This is a genomic window from Paenibacillus tianmuensis (assembly GCF_900100345.1).
In the GTDB taxonomy this organism is placed as follows: Bacteria; Bacillota; Bacilli; order Paenibacillales; family NBRC-103111; genus Paenibacillus_G; species Paenibacillus_G tianmuensis.
In genome coordinates, this window is sequence record NZ_FMTT01000006.1 from 182,632 (window position 1) to 204,325 (window position 21,694).

The 21,694-nt window shown below is 51.0% G+C and carries 25 protein-coding genes and 1 pseudogene; all 26 read right to left on the bottom strand.

What is annotated here, in order from left to right; translation table 11 throughout:
- Nucleotides 1–26: 26 nt before the first annotated feature.
- Entirely contained in the window at nucleotides 27–896 is an 870-nt protein-coding gene (locus tag BLO51_RS06635; RefSeq protein WP_090668667.1) for a MinD/ParA family protein, read from the bottom strand.
- Nucleotides 889–2,187: a flagellar biosynthesis GTPase FlhF gene (flhF, locus tag BLO51_RS06640; RefSeq protein WP_090668670.1), complete on the bottom strand. Its 1,299-nt coding sequence runs from the start codon at nucleotides 2,185–2,187 to the stop codon at nucleotides 889–891. Before flhF ends, BLO51_RS06635 begins: the two co-directional genes overlap by 8 nt.
- Nucleotides 2,184–4,217 carry a flagellar biosynthesis protein FlhA gene (gene flhA, locus BLO51_RS06645; RefSeq protein ID WP_090668673.1) on the bottom strand — a complete coding sequence of 678 codons (2,034 nt, stop codon included), beginning with the start codon at nucleotides 4,215–4,217 and terminating at the stop codon, nucleotides 2,184–2,186. Before flhA ends, flhF begins: the two co-directional genes overlap by 4 nt.
- 24 nt (nucleotides 4,218–4,241) lie before the next feature.
- Nucleotides 4,242–5,333: a flagellar biosynthesis protein FlhB gene (gene flhB, locus BLO51_RS06650; protein ID WP_090668676.1), complete on the bottom strand. Its 1,092-nt coding sequence runs from the start codon at nucleotides 5,331–5,333 to the stop codon at nucleotides 4,242–4,244.
- Between the two features lie 18 nt (nucleotides 5,334–5,351).
- Nucleotides 5,352–6,134, bottom strand: a complete 783-nt coding sequence (gene fliR, locus BLO51_RS06655) for a flagellar biosynthetic protein FliR (RefSeq protein ID WP_090668679.1) — start codon at nucleotides 6,132–6,134, stop codon at nucleotides 5,352–5,354.
- A 12-nt stretch (nucleotides 6,135–6,146) separates the two neighbouring features.
- A complete protein-coding gene (gene fliQ, locus BLO51_RS06660; RefSeq protein ID WP_036676425.1) occupies nucleotides 6,147–6,416 on the bottom strand; it encodes a flagellar biosynthesis protein FliQ in 270 nt (89 codons plus the stop codon).
- A gap of 25 nt (nucleotides 6,417–6,441) precedes the next feature.
- Nucleotides 6,442–7,206 carry a flagellar type III secretion system pore protein FliP gene (gene fliP, locus BLO51_RS06665; RefSeq protein ID WP_090668682.1) on the bottom strand — a complete coding sequence of 255 codons (765 nt, stop codon included), beginning with the start codon at nucleotides 7,204–7,206 and terminating at the stop codon, nucleotides 6,442–6,444.
- Nucleotides 7,203–7,733, bottom strand: coding sequence for a flagellar biosynthetic protein FliO (locus tag BLO51_RS06670; protein WP_245719549.1), 531 nt, complete (start codon nucleotides 7,731–7,733; stop codon nucleotides 7,203–7,205). The genes fliP and BLO51_RS06670 overlap by 4 nt, the downstream gene beginning before the upstream one ends.
- 175 nt (nucleotides 7,734–7,908) lie before the next feature.
- On the bottom strand, nucleotides 7,909–8,271 hold the full coding sequence (locus BLO51_RS06675) for a response regulator (protein WP_090668688.1): 363 nt from the start codon (nucleotides 8,269–8,271) through the stop codon (nucleotides 7,909–7,911).
- Between the two features lie 47 nt (nucleotides 8,272–8,318).
- Entirely contained in the window at nucleotides 8,319–9,569 is a 1,251-nt protein-coding gene (gene fliY, locus BLO51_RS06680) for a flagellar motor switch phosphatase FliY (protein WP_090668691.1), read from the bottom strand.
- Nucleotides 9,559–10,560 carry a flagellar motor switch protein FliM gene (gene fliM, locus BLO51_RS06685; RefSeq protein ID WP_090668694.1) on the bottom strand — a complete coding sequence of 334 codons (1,002 nt, stop codon included), beginning with the start codon at nucleotides 10,558–10,560 and terminating at the stop codon, nucleotides 9,559–9,561. The genes fliY and fliM overlap by 11 nt, the downstream gene beginning before the upstream one ends.
- Before the next feature lie 40 nt (nucleotides 10,561–10,600).
- A complete protein-coding gene (locus tag BLO51_RS06690; protein WP_090668697.1) occupies nucleotides 10,601–11,080 on the bottom strand; it encodes a flagellar basal body-associated FliL family protein in 480 nt (159 codons plus the stop codon).
- A gap of 1 nt (nucleotide 11,081) precedes the next feature.
- Nucleotides 11,082–11,303: a flagellar FlbD family protein gene (locus BLO51_RS06695; RefSeq protein ID WP_090668700.1), complete on the bottom strand. Its 222-nt coding sequence runs from the start codon at nucleotides 11,301–11,303 to the stop codon at nucleotides 11,082–11,084.
- A gap of 54 nt (nucleotides 11,304–11,357) precedes the next feature.
- A complete protein-coding gene (flgG, locus tag BLO51_RS06700; protein WP_090668704.1) occupies nucleotides 11,358–12,191 on the bottom strand; it encodes a flagellar basal body rod protein FlgG in 834 nt (277 codons plus the stop codon).
- Nucleotides 12,192–12,354: 163 nt separating this feature from the next.
- On the bottom strand, nucleotides 12,355–12,732 hold the full coding sequence (locus BLO51_RS06705; protein ID WP_090668707.1) for a TIGR02530 family flagellar biosynthesis protein: 378 nt from the start codon (nucleotides 12,730–12,732) through the stop codon (nucleotides 12,355–12,357).
- The gene (gene flgD, locus BLO51_RS06710) at nucleotides 12,729–13,178 is read right to left on the bottom strand and encodes a flagellar hook assembly protein FlgD (RefSeq protein ID WP_090668710.1); all 450 of its coding nucleotides are present in this window, start codon (nucleotides 13,176–13,178) and stop codon (nucleotides 12,729–12,731) included. The genes BLO51_RS06705 and flgD overlap by 4 nt, the downstream gene beginning before the upstream one ends.
- Nucleotides 13,179–13,212: 34 nt before the next feature.
- Nucleotides 13,213–14,685, bottom strand: a complete 1,473-nt coding sequence (locus tag BLO51_RS06715) for a flagellar hook-length control protein FliK (RefSeq protein WP_090668713.1) — start codon at nucleotides 14,683–14,685, stop codon at nucleotides 13,213–13,215.
- 26 nt (nucleotides 14,686–14,711) lie between these two features.
- Complete coding sequence (locus BLO51_RS06720; RefSeq protein WP_090668717.1) at nucleotides 14,712–15,635, bottom strand: MotE family protein; 924 nt, start codon at nucleotides 15,633–15,635, stop codon at nucleotides 14,712–14,714.
- 27 nt (nucleotides 15,636–15,662) lie between these two features.
- Nucleotides 15,663–16,115 (bottom strand): flagellar export protein FliJ, encoded by a 453-nt coding sequence (gene fliJ, locus BLO51_RS06725; RefSeq protein WP_342672338.1) that lies wholly within the window; start codon nucleotides 16,113–16,115, stop codon nucleotides 15,663–15,665.
- Entirely contained in the window at nucleotides 16,112–17,431 is a 1,320-nt protein-coding gene (gene fliI, locus BLO51_RS06730; RefSeq protein ID WP_090668723.1) for a flagellar protein export ATPase FliI, read from the bottom strand. Before fliI ends, fliJ begins: the two co-directional genes overlap by 4 nt.
- Nucleotides 17,432–17,434: 3 nt before the next feature.
- Nucleotides 17,435–18,253, bottom strand: coding sequence for a FliH/SctL family protein (locus BLO51_RS06735; RefSeq protein WP_090668726.1), 819 nt, complete (start codon nucleotides 18,251–18,253; stop codon nucleotides 17,435–17,437).
- Nucleotides 18,246–19,271, bottom strand: coding sequence for a flagellar motor switch protein FliG (gene fliG / locus BLO51_RS06740; protein WP_090668729.1), 1,026 nt, complete (start codon nucleotides 19,269–19,271; stop codon nucleotides 18,246–18,248). Before fliG ends, BLO51_RS06735 begins: the two co-directional genes overlap by 8 nt.
- Before the next feature lie 4 nt (nucleotides 19,272–19,275).
- Complete coding sequence (gene fliF / locus BLO51_RS06745; RefSeq protein WP_090668733.1) at nucleotides 19,276–20,868, bottom strand: flagellar basal-body MS-ring/collar protein FliF; 1,593 nt, start codon at nucleotides 20,866–20,868, stop codon at nucleotides 19,276–19,278.
- Between the two features lie 44 nt (nucleotides 20,869–20,912).
- Complete coding sequence (gene fliE / locus BLO51_RS06750) at nucleotides 20,913–21,215, bottom strand: flagellar hook-basal body complex protein FliE (protein WP_090668737.1); 303 nt, start codon at nucleotides 21,213–21,215, stop codon at nucleotides 20,913–20,915.
- A 22-nt stretch (nucleotides 21,216–21,237) separates the two neighbouring features.
- Nucleotides 21,238–21,363: pseudogene (locus BLO51_RS06755) on the bottom strand (flagellar basal body rod C-terminal domain-containing protein); the annotation flags it as partial.
- A 31-nt stretch (nucleotides 21,364–21,394) separates the two neighbouring features.
- A partial coding sequence (locus BLO51_RS30970) for a transposase (RefSeq protein ID WP_143006830.1) occupies nucleotides 21,395–21,694 on the bottom strand: 300 nt, incomplete at its 5' end.

Sequence of the window (21,694 nt, forward strand, 5' to 3'; positions counted from 1 at the left end):
ATTCTGAAGGCGGAGGACGTTCTCTTTTATTTAAGCAGCTTAATCATTCGATTCAAGAAGCCTTTGACCGCCCCCGAGTTCATATCCGCCGGTTTTTGGTTCGCAATAAAATCATCGGTCAGATCATAGATCGATTTGGATGCGCCGCTCGACGGAAAAGCTACGGTGAAAGGCACCTGCTTTTTTACGGCTTTGGATACCGCAGCATCATCAAGCACGTAGCCGATTGTTGGAATATCCAGATTCAAAAATTGCTTGGCGACCAACCTGATCTTCTCGGCGGTTTGCCTGCCCTCTCGCCAATCGGTCACCCGGTTGACGACCAGCCGGAAGCGAATGTCGTAATCCATCGAGCTCACCATTTTGATAATGGCATAAGCATCGGTAATCGAAGTCGGCTCCGGCGTCGTCACCACGATCGTTTCTTGCGCGGCAACGATAAATTTGAGCGTTTCTTTGGACAACCCGGCTCCCGTATCGAAAATGATAAAGTCCGCATGTCCGTTCAACTGGCCGATCTGTTCTTGAAAATAATCCAATTGTTCCTCGGACAGCCGGATCAGATCGTTAAAGCCGGACCCACCTGCGATGAATTGCAAATCGTTATAACCCTTATGAATGATATCCCAAATCGTTTTTTCTTTTTTCAGCAAATGATACAAATTGTACTTCGGCGTAATTCCCATCAGCACGTCGATATTGGCCAGACCGATATCGGCGTCGAAAATGAGTACTTTGAACCCCTTTTTTTGAAGCGCAAGAGCAAAATTCAGGGTAAAGTTCGATTTGCCGACCCCGCCCTTACCACTCGTAACGGCGAGGATGCGTGTCGACTTCTCTGTGGAGTTCCATCGATGCTTGATCAGATTCCGAAGCTCTTGTGCCTGATCATTCATGGTTGTTATCCTCCAGAATCCAGTCGATCAACTGCCTCTCGTTCAACTCCTCGATATCGTCGGGAACGCTCTGCCCGTTGGCGATATAAGAAGTCTGCAATCCGAAATCGCGGATGAGGTTGACGACGGCGCCGTACGAATCGGTCTCGTCCTTCTTCGTAAACAATACTTTATCTAGTTTGAACTTGCTGAAGTTGTATGTAATGGCCTTCATATCTTTATATTTAGTCGTTAAGCTGAGTACCAGGAACGTTTCGCTCTTTCCTCCGGATTGAAGCAGCGCATTCAACTCCGAAACGTACATCTCGTTGCGGAAGTTTCGACCGGCCGTATCCATAAAAATAAGATCGCAGTCTTTCAAATTCTCGAATGCCTTGTTCAAATCCAGCGGAGAAAAGACCACCTCAAGCGGCACGTTCAAAATGGTAGCGTACGTCTTGAGCTGCTCCACTGCTGCGATCCGGTACGTGTCCGAGGTGATGAACCCGACCTTGCGGCGGTGCTTCAGCACTTGTTCGGCGGCCAGCTTGGCAATCGTCGTCGTTTTGCCGACGCCCGTAGGCCCGACAAAATGCGCGATTCGGGTATCGGAAGCGATCCCTTTGCCGCCCTGCGGCTGAAGCAGCGTGTGGAGCTGCGTCCGGAGGGAGTCAATCGCAAATTGTTCCGTGACCGGAACGCCTTCGGTTTCGGCTTCCTCTGATACTTTAGCCAGAAGCTCCCGGATAAGCTGCGAATCGATCTCTTGGTCGAGCAGCCGGTGTTCCAATTCCATCAAGACGGGATCTTGAGCTGCCTCCGGCATACGCTGCAAAGACAGCTTCTGCATCATTTCTTTCATTTGCTTGATCTCTTCAAGCAGCGTGTCTTCCTGAGCTCTGCCGCTGACGGATAGCGGCTGTGACCCCACAGGGCCGGCCGGGGAAGGCGGGCTTTCCGGGAGCACGTCCGGCACTTCGGGAAACGACAGCGCCGGCTGCGCTTCCCGTTCCCGGTCTCGCTGCATCCCGTAAGCGGCAGCCGCAGCCGTGCTCCCCACAAACGCATTAGCCGCCGGGGCGACCGGCTTGGCTAACGTAGCGGTCGCCGACTTGCCGGACGCCGGCTGCCCGCCTCCGGACACCGAATCCGTAGCAGCGATCACTTCGATCTTTTTCTTCGAAAACATGCCGAGAAATCCGCCGGAACGAATTTCTTTCGTGTTGATAATGACAGCGTCTTTCCCGAGGTCCGTGCGAATTTTTTGCAGGGCATCCGGCATGGAGTCTACGACATACCGCTTCACTCTCATAGATTAACAACCCCCATGCTCTGAATTTCAACGCTCGGTTCGAGCTCGCTGTAAGACAAAACCGGAATGTCCTGCATCGTACGTTCAAGCAGCTGCCTCAAGTACATGCGAATGGTGGGCGAGGTGAGAACGATCGGCTGCTGACCTGCTTGAAGCAGCTTGGTCACTTGATCGGTAACCTTCTGATAGATCACTTGGCTGGACGTCGGATCGAGCGCGAGATAGCTGCCCTGATCCGATTGCTGTACCGACTCCGCAATTTTTTTCTCCAGCGTCGGTCCGACGGTAATGACTTTCAGCGACTCGCCTCCAGTCATGTACTGCTGCGTAATTTGTCTGGATAGGCCCTGGCGGACATATTCCGTCAGCACTTCCGGATCCTTCGTGTACGTGCCATAATCGGCGAGCGTCTCCAGAATGGTGACGAGATCGCGGACGGATATTTTTTCGCGAAGCAGCTTGACCAGCACTTTTTGCACATCGCCGATCGACAGTACATTCGGGATTAAATCGTCGACCAGCGCCGGGTGATGCTCCTTGACGTTCTCGATAAGCGCCTTCGTTTCTTGGCGGCCCAGCAGCTCGTGAGCGTGCTTCTTAATAATTTCCGTCAAATGAGTCGCTACGACGGATGGCGGATCGACGACCGTGTAGCCGGAAAGCTCGGCCCGTTCCTTAGTCGCTTCGTCAATCCATAGCGCCGGCAGGCCGAAGGCCGGCTCCAGCGTATCGATCCCCGTAATCGAATCGTCGTCGATTCCCGGGCTCATCGCCAAGTAGTGACCGAGTAGCAAATCGCCGCGTGCGACCGTGTTACCTTTAATTTTAATGACATATTCGTTCGGGCGCAGTTGAATGTTGTCACGAATACGGATCACCGGTACGACGATTCCGAGCTCGAGAGCGCACTGTCTGCGGATGAGAATGACGCGATCGAGCAAGTCGCCGCCCTGCTGCGTATCTGCCAGCGGGATAAGTCCGTAGCCGAATTCGAACTCGATCGGATCGACCTGCAGCAAGCCGATGACACTTTCGGGGCTTCGTACTTCTTCGATTTGCTGTTCCTCCTCAAGCTGGACTTCGGCGGCTTGCTTGCGGTTCATCGTCTGCTGCATTTTGTAAGCGGCGAATGCAAGTACGGCAGCGATCGGCAATGTCGTGATCAGATGGATCGGCGTGAAAATGCCCAGCGCCGTAATCGTTCCCGCTACAATATAAAGCAGCTTCGGATAAGAAAAGATTTGCGATGTCAAGTCGTGCGCCAAGTTTCCTTCGGATGCCGCCCTCGTCACGATAATCCCCGCTGCGGTAGAGATCAGCAGCGCCGGGATTTGGCTGACGAGCCCGTCCCCGATCGTCAGGATCGAATAAAGCGCTCCCGCTTCCTTAAGCGACATTCCTTTCATCGCCATTCCGATAATCAAGCCGCCGATGATATTGATCAACAGCATGATAATGCCGGCGATCGCATCCCCTTTGACGAATTTGCTCGCACCGTCCATCGCGCCGTAGAAGTCGGCCTCGCGCGAAATTTTTTCGCGTCGTTCTTTGGCCTGCTGTTCGTTGATCAGCCCTGCGTTCAAATCCGCGTCGATACTCATCTGTTTCCCCGGCATCGCGTCGAGCGTAAACCGCGCGGCCACCTCGGCAACCCGCTCGGAGCCTTTCGTAATGACGATAAACTGCACTAGCACCAAAATGATAAAAACTACAAAGCCGACGACAATGTTGCCCTCAGCAACGAACGAGCCGAAGGTGCTGACCACGTTGCCCGCGTCCCCATGGGCCAAAATGTTTCTGGTTGTCGATACGTTCAGCGCAAGCCGGAACAAGGTGGTGATGAGCAGGAGCGACGGAAAGATGGAGAACTGGAGCGCGTCCTGTGTGTTCATGCCGATCAAGATGATCATCAGAGCAGCCGATATGTTGATAATCAGCAGGACATCCAGCAACCATATCGGCACCGGGACGACCATCATCAAAACGATGCCGATCACGCCGATCAGCACGACCAGGTCTTTTGCTTTCATTGCAGGGTGTCCTCCTTTCCGGAATTAGTTCGCTTTTCCTTTAACTTTGTATACGTATGCCAGCACCTCGGCTACGGCCTGAAACATATCGGCCGGTATCGATTCTCCGATCTCAACCTGCGCGTATAACGCGCGGGCGAGCGGTTTGTTTTCCATCGTTATGATGCCGTTATCCTTGGCAATCTGCCTTATCTTCAAGGCCATGTAATCTGTCCCCTTGGCGATAACGGTAGGCGCTTGCATCTTGGAGGCATCGTATTGAAGCGCGACGGCAAAGTGCGTCGGGTTCGTGATGACGACGTCCGCTTTAGGAACGTCCTGCATCATCCGCTGCAGTGCCATGCGGCGCTGCTTCTCGCGGATTTTCCCTTTAATCAGCGGATCCCCTTCCGTTTTCTTGTATTCGTCTTTAATATCCTGCTTGGACATCCGCAAGCTCTTCTCGTACTCGTAGCGCTGGTAAATGTAATCCAAAATCGACATGACGATCAAAATCAATCCGATTTTTATCCCCAATTGCAGTGTCAAGGAGGCGGTGAAAGCGATGATTTCTTCCAGCGGCAGCCGCGCAAGCTGCAATATGTTGTCCTTTTCCGCCATTAGCGTCGTATAAACAACAACACCGATCACCGTCATCTTAAGCACCGATTTGAGAAAATCGACGATGGCCCGCATAGAGAACAGCCGCTTTGCCCCTTCGAGAGGATTAATTTTGCTAAACTTCATCATGAGCGGATCGCCCGTAAACAAAAAGCCGATCTGCACATAATTTCCGGCAACGCCGATGACCATCGAGATCAAAAAAATCGGACCGAGAATCAAAAACATTTGTGTGGCGATCTTTTCGAATAACACCATACTGTTATCCATGGTAACGTTCATATTGAGAAAGTCGATGAAGATCGAGCGAAACAAACCGACGAGTCGCTCTTTCATGTAGCCTCCGAACAAGAAAAACGATAAGAAGGAGAAAAACAAGATAAAGGCGGCCGGCACTTCCATGCTTTTGGCCACTTGCCCTTTTTTGCGGGCTTCTTGTTTTTTCTTAGGCGTCGCCGCTTCCGTTTTCTCTCCCGAGAACAATTGCAAATCCAGCTTTAAACGTAATGCAGCCACGGCCTGCCTCCTCACACGCTAACTGCCAGCGAACAATCCGAAAAACTTGGCCATCGTTTCCAACATGGTCGAGAATTTCTCTTTGTAGATCAATTCGTATCCCGGAAACAAGAGAAGCAGCAGAATAAAACCAACGATAATCTTCACCGGAATCCCGATGACGAAAATGTTGAACTGCGGGGCTACCCGAGCGAGAAGCCCAAGACCGACATCGGTCAAAAACAGCGCGACGACAAGCGGCGTCGCCATTTGAAAGCTTATGGCAAATACTTGAGAGAACGTCTTCAGCATAAAGTCCGAAAGCTGACCGTTATAATTTTTGACAAACAAATCGTTATTCAAAGGAATCCATTCGTAGCTTCGCATAATCCCTTCGAGCAAGTAATGATGGCCGTTGAAGCTTAAGAACAGCAGCGTGGCGATCATGTACTTCAGGTTACCCAGAATCGGACTTTGTGCTCCTGTCAGCGGATCGATCACGTTCGCTATACCGAACCCCATCTGAAGGTCGATGAACGCACCGGCGATCTGAACGACCTGAAAGAACATATACGCTATGAAACCGAGGCTTAATCCCACAAGCACTTCCCGGAAAACGGAAAGAATGTACAACGAATCCATAGCCACAGGCGTCGCCAGCCCGATACTGAAGAACGTAATGAAAGCAACGAAAAACGATAGCCCTACCTTGAACTGCATCGGCACATTACGGGCCGCAAACACCGGAGCAATGACAAAAAACGAAGAAATCCGACAAAAAAACAACAAAAATCCGGGAAGAGCCTGCAAAACCCACTCCATTTCACCCACAACCTATCCCACGTATTTATACAGGTTATTCAACAGATTATAGGTAAAATCAACAAGTGTCGTCAGGATCCAAGGACCGAATATAAGTATCGCAAGCAGCACAACGACGATTTTCGGAACAAAGGCAAGGGTCTGCTCCTGAATTTGCGTCGTCGCTTGAAACACACTGATGATCAAGCCGACCGTCAGCGCCAGCACCATCATCGGAGCGCTGGCTTTAAGCGTGGTGTATACCGCTTCTCCGGCCAATCTGATTACAAATTCCGAGCTCAATGCGCTTTCCTCCCGAGTGGTCCGTCTATGTATTGTAACTGAGCAGCAGCGAACGAACGACGAGATACCAACCGTCCACAAGGATGAACAGCAAAATTTTGAACGGCAATGAAATCATCACCGGCGGCAGCATCATCATCCCCATCGCCATCAGCGTACTGGCAATGACCATATCAATGACCAAAAACGGAATAAAGATCATAAAGCCCATCTGAAACGCCGTCTTTAACTCGCTAATCGCATAGGCGGGAACAAGTGCCGTAATCGGCGTATCTTCCACTCCGCTGGGCCTTGGCGCCTTGGTGTAGTCCAGGAACAGCTTCAAGTCTTTCTCCCGGGTATGCTGAAACATGAACTTCTTGATCGAAACGGATGCTTTCTCCAGCGCTGCCGTCTGGGTCAGCTCTCCCTTAAGATAAGGCTGCACAGCCGTTTGGTTGATGTCCCCAAGCGTTGGCGCCATGATGAAAAAGGTCAGAAATAACGCAAGACCGATCAGCATTTGGTTCGGCGGCATTTGCTGGGTACCGAGCGACGTCCGGACAAAGCCGAGCACGATGACGATTCGGGTAAAGCTGGTCATCAGAATCAGAATGGCCGGAGCGATGCTGAGAATGGTTATCAGCAGCACGATGGTAACGGCGCTCGAAGCCCCCTGCGGATTGTCGGATGCCCCGATATCGATGTTGATTCCGGGAATCGGATCGGCCGCATAGGCAGAGCTTGCGAGCGAACCGCACAGAACAAGAAGAATCAGCAGGAAAATGAGCCTCTTATTGAATTTCATCATTTATCATTCAACCGATCTGAATTAGTGTCTTGCTTGAGCAGCTGCTCCATTTGTTTCTTCTGATCCGACATATGCTGGATTTTTGTGTGAAACACCTCTTGGAATGAGGCTGTCACTTCGATGTCTTCTTCGACTGCCGGCTTGTTGCGAAGCTTTTTGAGCCAGCCTCCGATGGAATCGAAGGTCGGGCCCGCAAACGCCGGGCCGGAGGACATCAGCTCCGTAATCAAAGCGACCTCGGTTTCGTCCTCGATCTTTTCGAGCAGCTGAATGTTCTCCCCTACTCCGACGATATAAAGCGAACGGCCGATTTCGACAACTTGAATCGATTTATTTTGTCCGAGCGGCAATCCGCCCAAAGATCGAATCGACCGCCCGGATAAAAATTTATTTTTCTGCGAAATCATCTTCACGATGACCAGAAAAATTCCGATAATAAGTAGAAGAAAAAAAAGAACTTGGAAGATCATCCAGAACGTGCCCCCTGAACTGCCTTCCGTTACAAGCCGATCCGGTGTTCCCAGCATTCCCGCCCCGGAGGGGGCCGGGTTCTCCGGTTCCGCGAAACAAACAGCAGCAGGCCATACTGCTGTTTGCACCCAAACCATAGCAACACCGGACGATAACTTGGCTATGAGTCTTCTCAACATTTCACTTTCCTTTCAATTTGCGCAAGACCCATCGTTTAACCCCTGGTTAAAATTATCCCAAGGTTTTATTAATCGCTTCAATAACACGGTCCGCCTGAAACGGCTTCACGATGAAATCTTTGGCGCCTGCCTGGATCGCATCGATAACCATAGCCTGCTGCCCCATAGCGGAGCACATAATGACCTTGGCATTCCCATCAAGCTTCTTGATTTCTTTAAGCGCATGGATACCGTCCATTTCCGGCATCGTGATGTCCATCGTAACGAGATCGGGGCGGAGCTCTTTAAATTTTTCAATCGCTTGTGCGCCGTCGTTTGCTTCCCCGCAAACTTCATAGCCGTTTTTCGTTAAAATATCGCGAATCATCATTCTCATAAATGCTGCGTCGTCTACAATCAAAATACGGTTTGCCATGGGTAACCATTCCTCCTATAGGATGCTTGAGTAGTCTTATTTATTGATTATTGTAATTTTTGAATCCGATCCCATTGGTTCACAATATCCGTCACACGGACACCGAAGTTTTCGTCAATGACGACGACTTCGCCTTTGGCGATCAATTTGTTATTGACTAAAATATCGACAGGTTCCCCGGCCAGCTTGTCCAGCTCAATGATCGATCCTTGAGATAATTCGAGAATGTCCTTAATGACCTTATGCGTACGACCCAGTTCGACCGTCACTTTAAGCGGGATGTCCAGCAGCAGATTCAAGTTCGTATCTTCTGCAGGAGACAGCTGTGGGTGACTGAAATTGGCAAATTGTGCCGGCTGGACGTTCACTCCCCGTGCCGTCGGAACACCATAGTTGGCCGGCTGCGGCGGATAAGCTTGCGCTGCAGGTGGAGCCATCGGCGGCTGGTACGCTGGCTGTTGATAACCGTGCTGCGGCGGCGCCTGATGCCCTGCCGGAGGCTGCGAATAAGGATCCGGCGCGGCATAGGCTGGCTGCTCCGGTGCAGGTTGGGAAACGGGCGGCGCGGATTGTACAGGCGCCGGTGCAGGTTCCTCTGTTGCATCTCCACCTCCCATTAACGTAGACACCATCTCTCTGGCGAAAGGGACCGGCAGCAGCTGCATGATGGTCGAATCAATCAGGTCGCCGATCCTCAGTCGGAAAGAGATTTTGATAAATACATCTTCTGGAGGCAGGTTAGCAGTTCCTTCCCCTGACGCTAAATTTAATATGTCGATTCCCGGCGGCGAAATATTGACAAACCGGTTGAAGATCGTCGACATCGATGTTGCGGAGGAGCCCATCATCTGGTTCATCGCTTCCTGAACCGCGCTGATATGAATTTCACTCAGCTCTTCCGTTTGTCCCGTTCCGTCTCCGCCCATCATCAAATCGGCAATGACCTGGGCATCGCGGGTTTTGATCACCAAAAGGTTGATCCCGTGAAATCCGTCGACGTAGTTTACATGAACAGCCACGTGCGGCTTCGGAAACTCGTCGACGAGCTCCGATTGTGCGATGATGGATACTTTCGGAGTCGTAATATCGACCTTTTTGCCAAGCAGGGTGGAAAGTGCAGTAGCTGCGCTTCCGAATGTAATGTTTCCGATTTCGCCAAGCGCATCCTGCTCCAAAGAAGACAAATAATCTTCTACTTGAGGAACAAACTCGGAAATAGCGGAGGAGCCGCTATCGCCCGATTGTTTCAATAGCGCATCAATCTCTTCTTGAGACAAATAATCCTTGTTATTCGTCATTCTCTTCCACTCCTTCTTCCTGGACAATCTCGCTGATTTGGACAGCCAGCTTGCCTCGCGTCGTTCCGGGACTGCCGTAAAACTTCAACTTTTCCCCTATGCGAATGTCTAACGGCTCATTCACAGATTTGCCAAGCGTAATGACATCCCCGGCGTTGAGGCTCAAAAACTCCCTCACGGAAATTTGGGAAGAACCCAGCTCCGCGATAATCGGCAGTTTCGCTTTATGCACCCTGGACTGCAGAGCCGCTAACTCCTCCGGGGCACTTGTTTTTTTCTGGGAAACGAACCAATGGTGCACCGAAAGTCTCGGCATAATCGGTTCGATGACGACATGTGGGATACACAGGTTAATCATCCCGGTTGTGTCGCCGATTTTGGTGCTGAGCGAGATAAGCGCGATCGTTTCGTTAGGCGATACGATCTGCATAAACTGCGGATTCGTTTCGAGCGCTTCCAGCCGCGGGGACAAATCGATAACTGTCTTCCAAGCCTCCTGCAAACTGTCGAAGGCCCGGCTGAAAATCCGTTCGATGACAATGGTCTCGATCTCGGTCAACGCATTGATCTTCGTTGGCGATGTCCCCGCTCCGCCTAACAGCCGATCCAGCATCGCAAAGGCTACGTTCGGGTGAACCTCAAGCACCATGCGGCCTTCCAACGGCTCCGCTTCGAAAATGTTGAGAATCGTCATCTTCGGAATGGACCGGATGAATTCGTCATAAGGCAGCTGTTCGACCTGCACTACGTTAATCTGGACAAAGGTTCTAAGCTGAGCGGAAAAATACGTCGTCAAATACCGGGCAAAGTTTTCGTGAATTCGGGTTAAGCTCCGGATATGATCCTTGGAGAAACGTACGGCTCGTTTAAAATCGTAAACCCGTATTTTTTTCTGCGTCTCTTCCTTTTTAAGCTCCTCCGCGTCCATTTCCCCTGAAGAAAGCGCCGCTAGCAAGGCGTCAATCTCATTCTGTGAAAGAACATCAACCATTAGCGTCACCTCCTTTGAGCTGCTGCAGCATGCTATGTAGTTATTGGAGTACGAAATCCGTAATCAAGATTTGATTGATTTTTCCCGCCTGGAGAAGCGGGGTCATTTTATTCATAAGGGCGGAAGTGAGATTGTCGAAGCCTTTGCTTCCCGATACTTGCTCCGGTGTCATATCGGAGAGCGTTTGAATGACAATGGCCTTCATTTGGCTGTCCAACTTCTCAAACTCTTCCTTGGCCTTCTTATTTTCCAGTTCAAAGGCAAAGCTCAATTTAATGAATTTGCCATTGCCCCCGGCCAAATTGGTAAGCACGTCTTTCATGATGACTGTATTTTGCTTGACCTCATCCGGAGTCAGCTTTTTGGCTTGTTTTACATCGCGGGCGGAACTTTGCGCCTGCTCTTGAGGGTTCCGACCAGTTTTATCCATATAGTTCCACAGGACGAACGCAGCCGTCAATATCAATGTAATTGCAATAAGAATAGCAACAATCATAATGAAAATTCTGCTTTTAAACAACTTACGACCCCTCCGAATTCAGGCTCTTAACCGTACCGCCGACAAGACCTACGGTTTGCAAAAAGCGGTGTACGGTGTCCATTACTTCCGTCACCGGCTCGAGCACCATGATTTTTTTACCGGTCACCAGCGTGACCATAGTGTCCGGCGTTTCTTCGATTGATTCGATCAAAAGCGCGTTCAGGACGATTGCTTTCCCATTAAGCCGTGTCAGGCGGACCATCGGTTACCTCCGAAAGGATAAAGTCGGGGGAGAGTCCCTCCCCCTTGAAGCAAACTATCGTTTCAGACCGACGACTTCTTGAAGCACTTCGTCGGATGTCGTAATAATTCTCGAGTTGGACTGGAAACCGCGCTGAGCGATGATCATTTCCGTAAATTCGGCCGTTAAATCCACGTTGGACATTTCCAACTGTCCCGAAACGATAGCGCCGGTGCCCGTTGTCGGGTTGTTGGCACGGGCGGCGTCTCCTGTAGGGAGCTCAATAGCATCCGGCGGCATTGCGTTCGGTGTAACACGGTACAGGTTTCCGCCAATTTTCTCAAGTCCGCCAGGGTTCACCACTCTAACGACACCGATAAATATATTCAACGGCGTCGAAGCTCCGTCGGCGCCAACCCCAACGAGTTCACCGTTATTAGCAATGGAGAAAGCTGTTACCGTCTCCGGGATTGTGACAATTGCTCCCTCGCTGTCCGTCACGAAAAGCCCGTCAGCATTAACCAACCGACGTTGGGAATCCACATCAAAATTGCCCGCCCGAGACAGGAAAGGTTGTGCTTGTCCAGGGTCAGCTTTTAATGTGAAAAACCCGTCTCCGTCTATGCGCAAATCCGTAATCTTATTTGTTGTTTGAGCGCTGCCAGGTGTATGGAGAGTATCAATAGCGCCAACCGTGACACCTAGTCCGATCTGCTTGGCATTTACCCCGCCTTTATTATCGGTAGGAGCCGTAACACCCGAAATATTTTGGCTTAACATGTCTTTGAACGCTACGCGTCCGGCTTTGAAGCCGTACGTATTCACGTTTGCGATGTTGTTGCCAATGACGTCAAGCTTCGTTTGAAAACCTCTCATACCCGAAATACCGGAATAAAGCGATCTTAACATCGATAGTTATCCTCCCATATTGCAACTGCGCATCGATGGATGGAAACAGTTGTCAATGATGATGTAATTAACGTGAGTTACAGCAAGTTTTATAACCTATTCGTTCTTCGGTTGTTTCAGTCGGTCCACAACCTCGGCCTCCGAAATTCGGGCCGGCCTATCGCTACGAAATAATCATGGCCGAGTCGATTTGGGTAAATACATTGTCCTTCATCGATGCTCCGTCCATGGCTGTAACTACCGTGCGATTCTTGATGTTGACGATCAGAGCCGTATCGTTGATCAGCATCAACGAATCCTTTGCCCCTTTGCTCGCGGCTTTGTCAATCGCGGTGTTGAGCTTGACAAGCTGCTCGGGCCCAAGCTGAATGCCCCGCTGCCGCAATCGTTCTTCCGCGTGATGACTGAAACGCACGAGTTGATTTTGCAGCATCGCATCAAACGAGGTTGTCTGAACCCTTGGTTCCGGGTCCGTTCGTCGTACGGGCTGCGGCGCCATTGCATTCGGAAACAGGCGACCAACCGTTATTCGATCCGTCATGGAGTTACCTCCGGATTGGAAATCTGGCTGATCTGATCCACCTTCACTTCGTCGCCGTTAATTTTTGCGTACTGCTCGTCCTTCTTCATCAGGATGGACTCCACAGTTCCGGTTTTGACGACCGATTTGTTGTTATTGTCGACGTAGGTATAGGTAACCTTTTTACCAATCAGACCGGAAGCAAATCCTAGCGACTGCCGAAACATTTTCATTTCCGAACTCATTTTGGTAAGCTGCTCGACAGATGTAAATTGAGCCATCTGAGCGATGAATTCTTTATCCTGCATTGGCTGCGTCGGATCCTGGTTTTGCAATTGGGTCATGAGAATTTTAAGAAATTCGTCTTTTCCCAATTTCCCTTTCTCCTCGGCTTTGCCGGCGTTCTGAATATTTCCTTTGGCGTAATATGGCCATATGTTCCTGGTGCTGACATTTGAATCGGGCACGGTTTCACCCCCTGCTCCATCGGTGTAAGCTTACTTAGGCCGTAACGTCAATCGATCCGGTTCCCAGGCTGCCTGCGGCGCTCGAAGTCTTCGCTTCTTCCTTCAGCTCGTCTTCCATCGCGGCGATTCGGCCGCTGGCCGCTTTTTGCTGTTTGGAGGATTGTCCGGACTGCTGCTGGCGTCCTTCTTGGAACAGGCCGGACTGGTAGTTCTGGCTTTGACTTACTTCAAGCTTCTCCACTTGGATGCCCTGATTTTGCAATGTTGTTCTGAGCTGCGATAACTGGCTTTCCAGCATTTCCTTACCGGCCAAGCTGTCCGCTACGAATTGCGCTACCAGTTGTCCGTTATGCATGGTCAGCTTCACTTCAACGTGTCCGAGATGCTGAGGATACAACGAAATTTTAGCCTCGGTCATTCCGTCTGCCGAGGTTCCCATAAATATGGAACGAACGACAAACTGCGTCATGTCCTCCGAAAAAGTACCTGCCTGCATCTGCACAACCGGCGCTTTTATCTGCGCATGTCCGCCCTGCTGCTTGATGTATTCGTGCAGCGGCATCGGCTGATTTTCCGCACCGTCTGCCATTCCCGCGTTCAGCGGCTCAAACAGAGGCCCTTCGTCGGCTTTCGGCGGGTCCAGATGAAGCTGAACCATCGTGGCCTTGGCTGTAAGCGCTTCGAGCTTCTGCACCGGGCTAGGGACCACCTGGACAAGCTTCCCGGCATCTGAAGACGGAGCTGCTTCCGCTGTCGCTGCCGTCTGTATAGTGGAAGGAACACGGCGTTGATCGGCGCTTGGTTTTTGCAATTCGCTTAATTTGGAAGCAGCCGACATCAGAACAGGCGGCAACTCTTTCACCGTTTGCTGAAGCTTCGGATCTGTTTTTCCTTCCGCTAACAGGTCTTTCAACTGTTTCAACAATGCGGCGGCTTCCTGCGCCGTCAACGCTTTGGGCTGCTGAATCGCGCCAAGCTCACCGGTCTCCTTCTCCGCAGGCGTATCTACAGCAGGCGTCGTAGGAATAAACAGCAGCGGGTTAAGCGCATCCGCACTCTCTTCTGCGTTATCTCCTTCTTCCGTTGGAACAACCGCTTGATCGCTATCCGGCTGATTCGAGGAAAGTGCTGCCAGCATCGCTTGAAGCTGCTGCAACCAAGCTTGCAAATCCGGGTTGTCCGTCAGCGCGTTCGCATCCTCACCCTTAGGCGAGTCTAGCAGTTGGATTAAGCCGTCGATTTGTTGAACGGTTTGAGCCTGAGCCTGATCCGCCGTCTGCGGGAGCGCGGCAACTAAAGGAGTGATCAATTGAGCGAGTGCCGACAAGCCGGCGTTTCCTGTAGTGGCAGCCCCCGCTCCGGAAGCATCGCCTGTCATCGTTCCGCTTAGAGCCGACGAGAAAGATCCGGCCCCTCCGGCTGCGCTCCCCGTACTGGCGGAAGCGTTCGATCCGGCAGCGGATGTCCCGGCAGAAGTGGCCACAGGAGTTTGTTTCGAAATTTCCATCTTTTTTCACCTCCTTTCCATTAGTTTTATTGAACCAGTCGGGCCGAAATCAGGGCCGCGGTTTCTTTGGATTGATCCGATATGGCTGACAAAACTCTGGAGCGTCCGCCGCTATCCATAGAGCTCAAGATGGAGATCACTTTGTCGGAATTCGATTTCTGCATCTCCAGCAAGACGGTAGCCGCGCTTTTAGGCGTCATATTTGCGAACGTGCTGCCCAAATCGTCTTTGCTCAGCTTGTCTGCGGGCTGTTTGCTCTGCGCCGCCAATTCTTTCAAGCGTTCCTGCAAGGCTGCAATTTCCGTATCCCTTACGTTCGTTTGGTCCTTCAGCAGAATCGAGGCGTCAGCGGCCTTCTTCGGGTTCATCTTCTCCAGCACCTTTACGCGCTCGTCCGGCTTCATCATCCCAAGCACCAGAACCAATTCTTTGGAGGTTAAGTTCTCCATAATCGGCGCCGATTTGCTCGGCGACATCTTTGCATACATGGTAGCAAGCTGCTGAATTTGATGCGCATACTCTTCGTCGCTCAAAGTCTTGCTTTTTGCGCTTTCTTCCAATGTACTGTTCTTGAGCTGCAATTCCTTAATCGTCTCATCCCGCTGCTGCAGCGTGGCTTCCGCCTTTTTCAGCGATTGTTCCAATTCCTGAAGCTTATCCGTCGTGCCGGCATTCGCATGATCCTGTGTCGGAGCGGACGACTCGGCCCCAGCGGGTTCCGCCGTTTCCGGCTTGTTTTCCGTCTCCTTCGTTTTCGGATCCGGGATGATGCTGTTCACAATAGGAATTTTATTGGCTGCCCGAAGGACGTTGTTCATCACGTCATAATCGAAAATCGTCAGTAGAACGCCGAGCAGTACAGCTGTAAAAACAAAAGGGATAAGGAACCATATTAAAAACCGCTCCATAGCTCCGTAAGAGGAGGACTTCTCCGTATCTGTGTTTGCCACTTCCTCACCTCCCCGCATGTTCATAAATTACGAAAGCCGCTTAAAACGATTCGTCGCCATTTCGTCCAACTGATTTTGTTCTTTCTTCAAAGCCTCGCTGGAAAAATGCTGAAACGCTCTTTCTTTTGCTTTCGTCCAAACTTTTTCTTCAAGCAGCTTGCCGGTCAAATCATCCTGTTTGAGCTGCACGATCGTTTTGGCTTCTTGCACATCCCGATGCTTGAGCTGAATGCGGCCGTCAATATGGTTCACATAACCTTGCAACATGAGCAGGTTGGATACCGTCGTCACTTGGCTGGAAGATTTATGAAGCTCCTCCTGCATCTCGTACTTGGCTTTCTCCAGCTCGGCCAGAGAAGATTCCTCCGCATGCATTTTACCGAGCGCTTCGGACAGCATCCATTCCGCTTGCGTTTTCTCGTTCATCTTCAAATCAACGATTTTTTGAAAAGCGTATCGAAATCGCATGCTCCTTCTCATCCCCTGTAAAATTCTTGAATTAGCCTTTCCTGCGCTTCCGCGTATGTTAGCTTCTCCGTGACGCGCTGTCGCGTATAATCCCATATCGCTTGTATAGCATCGAGAGATTGATCAATTTCCAAATTCGATCCTCGCTGGTACGCCCCGATATTGATCAGATCCTCCGAATCTTTATACACAGATAGCAATCTTTTCAGGTTCTCGGCCGCAAGCTGCTGCTCGTGAGGAACAATTTCTTTCATCACCCGGCTAACGCTTGCAAGAACGTCGATAGCGGGGTAATGCCCGCGGTTGGCTATGTTACGGTTCAACACGATATGACCATCCAGTATTCCCCGTACAGCATCCGCTATCGGCTCATTCATATCATCCCCGTCGACAAGAACCGTATAAAAGGCCGTAATGGAACCCTTAGGCCCGGTGCCCGACCGCTCCAGCAGCTTAGGGAGGGTCGCGAATACGGAGGGCGTATAGCCGCGAGTTGCAGGAGGTTCGCCTACTGCCAAGCCGACTTCACGCTGTGCCATGGCAAACCGGGTTACCGAGTCCATCATCATCATCACGTTCATCCCGCGATCGCGAAAAAATTCGGCGATCGTCGTAGCGATCAGCGCACCCTTGATCCGGATGAGCGCCGGTTGATCTGACGTTGCGACAATGACAACCGAACGGGCCAGCCCCTCGGGACCGAGATCGCGTTCGATAAAGTCGAGCACCTCACGGCCGCGCTCTCCGATCAGCGCAATCACATTCACATCGGCTGATGTATTGCGGGCGACCATTCCCATCAGCGTACTTTTACCGACGCCGGACCCGGCGAAAATACCGACGCGCTGTCCCTTGCCTATCGTCAGCAGGCCGTCGATGCATCGTACGCCGACGCTTATCGGCTCCAGAACGCGCGGCCGTTTTAACGGATTGTTAGGTATATTATTCGTAGAATATTGTGTCATGCGCGACGGCAAAAACGTTCCGTCGAGCGGTTGCCCGAGCCCGTCCAGCACTTTGCCGAGCAGTTCGTGTCCTACCTGCACCGTCAGCGGCTTGCCGGTTCCGACCACATCGCAGCCTGGACCGATCGCATGAAGCTCGCCGAGCGGCATAAGAATAACCTTGTTGTTCTTAAAGCCGACAACTTCCGCTTTGAGCGGCTGGTTCGATTTGAGCGGATAGATGTAGCATACGTCGCCGATGCTCGCATCCGGTCCCTCCGATTCGACCGTTAATCCAATGACCTGAGTGACTTTTCCGTTTACACGCACCGGGTCGACTTGACTTAAATGCTCTATGTATTTCTGCGCGGATGGCACCTGCATGATCTAAGATCCCTCGCTTCGCAGCGCCACTTGCCGAAGCGCATTCTTGATTTCGTTCAGCTGCGTGTCGATGCGGGCGTCGATGCTTCCGAAGGAGGACCGAATAACGCATCCGCGATCTTGTACCGAAGCATCCGGAATAATTTGCAGCTCCGCTTGCGAATCTAAGTGCAACAAAAGTTCTTCTCGCGCGTCTTGTATATAGGAGAATTGAGAAGGCGATACGCAAAGCGCAATAATTCCCTTTTCTCTTCGCCGCGACAGCACCTTTTTGATGAGTTCGATGACCCATTCGGATTCCAGCGTCAGCTGGCGGTCGACGATTTTCTCGGCAATCGAGCAGCTGAGCTCGATTAAGAACGGTTCGGATTCTTGAATGATCTGCTGCTTTAATATGTACGATTGTTCCAAAATTTGCGACGCTTCCTGCAGCATGCTGTCGTACTGTTGGCGAAGCTCCGTTTCGGCTCTGGCCAGCCCTTCCTGATAGCCTTGCTCGAAGCCCCGGTCCATCGCTTGCTCGATCGTTTCCTGATCCAGCTGTCTGCGCTCGTCCCACCAGGCTTCAATCTCGGCTTGGGCTTGCTGTCTGACGGCTGCGGCTTCATCCATAGCGGCGCGTACCTGCTCTTCGGCAAACGACTCGGCATCTTGAAGAATTTGGTCCTTCATCTGCATCAGATTGTCGAGCTCAAGCCGTTGTTCCTCCGTCAGTTCGCCGTCTTGCAGCGGTTCTTGTTTAAGAACGGGAGGGGCCGGAGCTTCTACAAGCTTGCTGTCTTCCATCGCTACATATTGAAATGATTTGATGACATTAGACAATAATATCATCTCCTCCGCCACGGGCGATGATGATTTCACCGGCTTCTTCCAAACGCCTGATCGTAGCTACGATGCGTGTTTGCGCTTCTTCGACGTCACGCAGCCGAACCGGTCCCATGAACTCCATTTCTTCCCGGAACGATTCGGCCATCCGCTTGGACATGTTTTTGAAAATGGCTTCCCGAACTTCTTCGCTGGCCACTTTAAGCGCCAATTGGAGGTCGGCATTCTCGATGTCGCGGATAATCCGTTGGATCGAGCGGTTGTCGATGTTGACGATGTCTTCGAATACGAACATCCGCTTCTTGATTTCTTCGGCAAGCTCAGGGTCCTGAATCTCAAGCGAATCGAGGATCGTACGCTCTGTCCCCCGGTCGACGCCATTCAAAATTTGAACGACGGCCGAAATCCCGCCGGCATTCGTATAGTCCTGCGTAACCGTGGCGGAAAGCTTCTGCTCAAGTACCCGCTCAACTTGGCTGATGACCTCCGGCGACGTGCTGTCCATCAAGGCAACCCGCTTCGCCACATCCGCCTGCTTCTCCTGAGGAAGCGAGGACAGGATGATGGAGGCTTGCTCCGGCTGCAGGTACGCGAGAACCAAAGCAATGGTTTGCGAATTTTCATTCTGGATGAAGTTCAAGATTTGAGCAGGATCGGCTTTCCGGGCGAAATCGAAAGGTCTCACTTGAAGCGTCGCCGTCAACCGATTGATGATATCCAATGCTTTTTGAGATCCGAGTGCTTTCTCCAAAATCTCTTTCGCATAAGTGATACCGCCTTGCGATATGAATTCTTGGGCTAAGCAAATTTGATGGAATTCTGCCAAGATCGCTTCTTTTTCGGCGTTGTCAACTTTTCTGACATTGGCTATTTCCAAAGTGAGCTGCTCAATTTCTTCGTCACGCAGATGTTTAAAAATTTGAGCGGACACTTCCGGACCCAAACTAATCAATAGAATTGCGGCTTTTTGTCGCCCCGTTAAACCCGGTTGCTGTACTTTAGCCAAGTGTTGCACACCTCTATTCGTCTACTAACCAAGTGCGGAGCAGATTCACAAATTCATCCGGCTTTTTCTTGGCAAGCTGTTCCAGCTGCTTGCGCACTTGATTTTCATTGTTCAAGTTATCGATATCGATGGTCGGGAATTCCACTCGCGGCGACTCGTCCAGAATCTCTTCTTCCTCTTGCTGCGCCTTGCGTCTGCGTATAAACCAGTAGGCGCCTCCGCCGAGCAACGCAAGAGCCAAACCGCCGAGTGCCCCATAGAGCAGCATCGAATTCGTGCTCGTTCCTTGAGTTCCGTTCGTTTTAGCGAACGTGTGAGGAAACACGGTTACCTTCTTTTCAAGTTCTGCGTCCGTCAGCGTCTGCTTATTATCGGCCAATCCTGCACGTACGACGTTGACGAGGATTTTCCGGATCTCCTTAACCGTTTCCTCTGAAAGCGAGTTCGAATCGGACGGATCGGGTGGTTCAATCCCGACGTTAACGGTTAAATCTTTTACTATGTAAGGCGTCATCTCAATTTCGTTTGTAATCCGGTTGACTTCCCGGTTTACCGTTTTTTGCAGCTCTTCGGAATTCGTCTTTCCGCTGTTGCTGCTACCGGGGTATCCCGGCACATCCGTCGCGCCCGTTCCCGGAACGCCGGACGTCCCTGCGCCGCCGTCACTCGTATAGTTCTTTTGGATCTCTTGGATCGAAATATCGAGCCCGGTTTGGTCTACCGTATTCGGCGCGGTCACCAGCTGCTCCTTGCGTCTTGTCTGATCGAAGTTCATCGTCGAGAACACGCTTACGATCACTTTGTCCCGACCGAGAATGGAGCCGAGCATTTGCTGCACATTGCGCTGCACGTCGTTTCTGAACTTGTTGTTGATTTCGAACTGCTGCAAAGCGATATTGGAAGCTCCGCTCACTTTGCCGTTCGCTTTGGAGTACTCCAGCAGATCGCCGTTTTGATCGGAAATCGTAATGTTCTCAATCGGCAGCCCTTTGATGCTGTGGGAAACCAAGTTATACATCGTATCGACCTTGGCTTGATCAAGCGTATAGCCCGGCTTGATATCAAGCACGACGGAGGCCGATGCTTTCTCCGGTTGCTCCCCCTTCCGCAAGAACAAGCTTTCCTGTGGCAAGCTGATCAATACTTTCGAGCTTGCGATCGCATTGTTCGAGTTGATGAGCTGCTGCAGCTCGCCTTGAACGGCATTGACGTATTTGACATCGAATTCTCTGTCTGTGGTGCCGAAGGTGCTGCTTTGGCTGAAAGCGCCATAGCCGACGTTGCCGTTTTTGTTCAAGCCTTGCGATTCGACGGCAAGCTTGACACTGGCGACTTGACTGCGCGGAACGCCGATGCTTTTTCCGTCTTCGCTGAGCTGATACGGGATTTTGGCGCCGTCCAAGTACGCTTTGATGGCCGCTGCGTCGCTAGGCTGCAAGTTCGTATAAGCCAAGGCATACTCGGTTTTAGAAAAATTATAACTAATAATCCCCACCGTCAGTATGACTAAAATCACAGTTGCGACAACAGTCCACTTTTGCGTTTTGCTGAATTGATTCCAATATTGCTTCGTTCGGTTCCAATATTGGAGCACATTTTCGTTCACTGTTTCACCCCATCTGATGAACCCTCGTCAGGTACGATTGAAGATTAGATTTGCGTTCTCATGATTTCTTGATAGGCCTCGATGACTTTGTTTCGCACTTGAACCGTGAGCTCTAATCCCAAGGACGCTTTTTCAGAGGCGATCATCAGTTGATGCACGTCGGAGATTTCTCCTGTGACGAACTGGCCTTTCATTACATCGGCGGTGGACTGCTTGTCATTCAAATCGGCGATGGCGTCGCTCAAAAATTTTCCGAATTGGTCCGAAGCTTCGGATGCGCTTGTTATTTTGGGTTGAACGGCGCCGGCAATCTGCTGCGGCTGCTGCAATTTCAGGGATTCGATCATGATTATTACTCCTTTTCGTTAACTATTTCCCGATTTCCAACGCTTTCCCGATCAAAGCTTTGGAAGCGTTCAGTGCGGTGACGTTGGCTTCGTAGGATCGGGTAGCCGAGATCATATCGACCATTTCTTTCAAAATGTCCACATTGGGCCAGGCCTGTTGATTAACCAAATTATGTAATCTAAACAACCCTCTGGGGGTTATGTGTCTGCACAATATATTGAATCTTTATAAGCCATTCAGCAGGCAGCAGATGAAGAGCGAATAAACGTGTAAATCGGACAAAGGAGAGTTCCACATGCCGAGATATGGATGCAGAAACGGAGTCAAACAGCCATTTCAGCAGAACGTACACCATCAATGCTGCAAATAACTGACCATAAACGGCGTTCTCTGTTGTCCCAAACAACGTAGGAATGTTTAAATGCTGCTTAATCCAACGAAAAAATACCTCGATCTGCCAACGAGCTTTATACATCTG

What these genes read in the sequence shown, in the direction of transcription:
- BLO51_RS06635 (WP_090668667.1), bottom strand. Translation starts at nt 896, where the DNA reads ATGAATGATCAGGCACAAGAGCTTCGGAATCTGATCAAGCATCGATGG.
- flhF (WP_090668670.1), bottom strand. Translation starts at nt 2,187, where the DNA reads ATGAGAGTGAAGCGGTATGTCGTAGACTCCATGCCGGATGCCCTGCAA.
- flhA (WP_090668673.1), bottom strand. Translation starts at nt 4,217, where the DNA reads ATGAAAGCAAAAGACCTGGTCGTGCTGATCGGCGTGATCGGCATCGTT.
- fliR (WP_090668679.1), bottom strand. Translation starts at nt 6,134, where the DNA reads ATGGAGTGGGTTTTGCAGGCTCTTCCCGGATTTTTGTTGTTTTTTTGT.
- fliP (WP_090668682.1), bottom strand. Translation starts at nt 7,206, where the DNA reads ATGATGAAATTCAATAAGAGGCTCATTTTCCTGCTGATTCTTCTTGTT.
- BLO51_RS06670 (WP_245719549.1), bottom strand. Translation starts at nt 7,733, where the DNA reads ATGCTGGGAACACCGGATCGGCTTGTAACGGAAGGCAGTTCAGGGGGC.
- BLO51_RS06675 (WP_090668688.1), bottom strand. Translation starts at nt 8,271, where the DNA reads ATGGCAAACCGTATTTTGATTGTAGACGACGCAGCATTTATGAGAATG.
- fliY (WP_090668691.1), bottom strand. Translation starts at nt 9,569, where the DNA reads ATGACGAATAACAAGGATTATTTGTCTCAAGAAGAGATTGATGCGCTA.
- fliM (WP_090668694.1), bottom strand. Translation starts at nt 10,560, where the DNA reads ATGGTTGATGTTCTTTCACAGAATGAGATTGACGCCTTGCTAGCGGCG.
- BLO51_RS06695 (WP_090668700.1), bottom strand. Translation starts at nt 11,303, where the DNA reads ATGGTCCGCCTGACACGGCTTAATGGGAAAGCAATCGTCCTGAACGCG.
- flgG (WP_090668704.1), bottom strand. Translation starts at nt 12,191, where the DNA reads ATGTTAAGATCGCTTTATTCCGGTATTTCGGGTATGAGAGGTTTTCAA.
- BLO51_RS06705 (WP_090668707.1), bottom strand. Translation starts at nt 12,732, where the DNA reads ATGACGGATCGAATAACGGTTGGTCGCCTGTTTCCGAATGCAATGGCG.
- BLO51_RS06715 (WP_090668713.1), bottom strand. Translation starts at nt 14,685, where the DNA reads ATGGAAATTTCGAAACAAACTCCTGTGGCCACTTCTGCCGGGACATCC.
- fliJ (WP_342672338.1), bottom strand. Translation starts at nt 16,115, where the DNA reads ATGAGAAGGAGCATGCGATTTCGATACGCTTTTCAAAAAATCGTTGAT.
- fliI (WP_090668723.1), bottom strand. Translation starts at nt 17,431, where the DNA reads ATGCAGGTGCCATCCGCGCAGAAATACATAGAGCATTTAAGTCAAGTC.
- fliE (WP_090668737.1), bottom strand. Translation starts at nt 21,215, where the DNA reads ATGATCGAATCCCTGAAATTGCAGCAGCCGCAGCAGATTGCCGGCGCC.